At 69.3% G+C, this 1,286-nt stretch carries 2 protein-coding genes; both read left to right on the top strand.

The features are described from left to right. Positions 1-303: motility protein A (locus G9H71_RS22740; RefSeq protein ID WP_196792394.1), on the top strand; the 303-nt coding region annotated here is incomplete at its 5' end. 4 nt (positions 304-307) lie between these two features. After that, on the top strand, positions 308-1,286 hold a 979-nt coding region (locus tag G9H71_RS22735; RefSeq protein WP_166285012.1), incomplete at its 3' end, for an OmpA/MotB family protein.

Genomic DNA, 1,286 nt, shown 5'->3' with positions numbered 1-1,286 from the left:
ATCATCGGCACCGTCATGGGCCTCGTGCACGTGCTCGAGAACCTCGACAAGCCCGAGACCCTCGGCCACTCGATCGCCGCGGCGTTCATCGCGACCCTGTGGGGCGTGCTGTCGGCCAACGTCATGTGGTTCCCGATCTCCAAGCGCATCCAGCGCCTGACCGAGCTCGAGGCCGCCCAGGGCGAGCTCATCGTCGAGGGCATCCTCGCGATCCAGGCCGGCTCGAACCCGCGCGTCGTGGCGCAGAAGCTGAACTCGCTGCTGCCCGACGGCGGCGCCTCGTCCGAGAAGAAGGCTGCGTGACCCGATGAGCAGCGGTGGGCACGGGGGCCACGGCAAGGGCCGGCGCCCCAAGAAGCACGAAGAGGAGGAGCACGAGAACCACGAGCGGTGGCTCGTCAGCTACGCCGACATGCTGACGCTGCTGTTCGTGCTGTTCGTGGTGCTCTTCGCGATCAGTCAGGTCGACAAGAAGAAGTTCGAGGAGCTCAAGAAGGGCTTCGGGGCGGAGGTCTCGGTCATCGAGGGCAGCAACGGCGCCCTCGACGACCCGGGCATGGACCCGATGCCGACCGACGCGCTCGAGAACATCACCCCGCAGGCCGCGTCGGGCGTCACCGCCCAGGCGCTGAGCGCGGCGGAGCGCAAGCTGCGCAGCGAGCAGGTGGCCAAGGCCGCGGCCGAGGCGAAGAAGCTCGAGGAGCTGGAGAAGAAGATCGACTCCGAGCTGTCCAAGCGCGGGCTCACCGACACCGTGAAGACGCGGATCAACGAGCGCGGGCTCGTCGTCAGCATCGTCACCAACCGGGTGATCTTCGCGCCGTCGAGCGCCGACCTCGCCGCCGGCGGGCGTGCGGTGCTCGAGACGGTGGCACCGGTCCTCAAGACCGTCGACAACCCGCTGGTCATCGAGGGGCACACCAACACGGTCAAGGCCCGGCCCGCGGGCTGGAAGAACGAGTGGTTCCTCTCCACCGCCCGCGCGAGCGAGGTCGTGACCTACCTCGGCAGCCACGAGGGCATCCCGTGGAAGCGGATGGAGGCCGCCGGCCTGGCCGACACCCAGCCGCTCTACGACCCGAAGACCAACCCGCGGGCGGACACGCTCAACCGGCGCGTCGAGATCGTGATCCTCGCCGACGAGCTCAAGGCCAGCTCGACCAACACCGAGGAGGCCACCGAGGAGGACCTCGCCGCCGCCGAGGCCGGGGACGCCGAGGCCGCGACAACGGAAGCCACCGAGACCGAGACGGACTCGCACGCGACGACCGAGTCCACGGACTCGC

Source organism: Motilibacter deserti, assembly GCF_011250635.1.
GTDB classification, from domain to species: domain Bacteria; phylum Actinomycetota; class Actinomycetes; order Motilibacterales; family Motilibacteraceae; genus Motilibacter_A; species Motilibacter_A deserti.
This window is presented reverse-complemented; position numbering and strand designations above follow the sequence as displayed.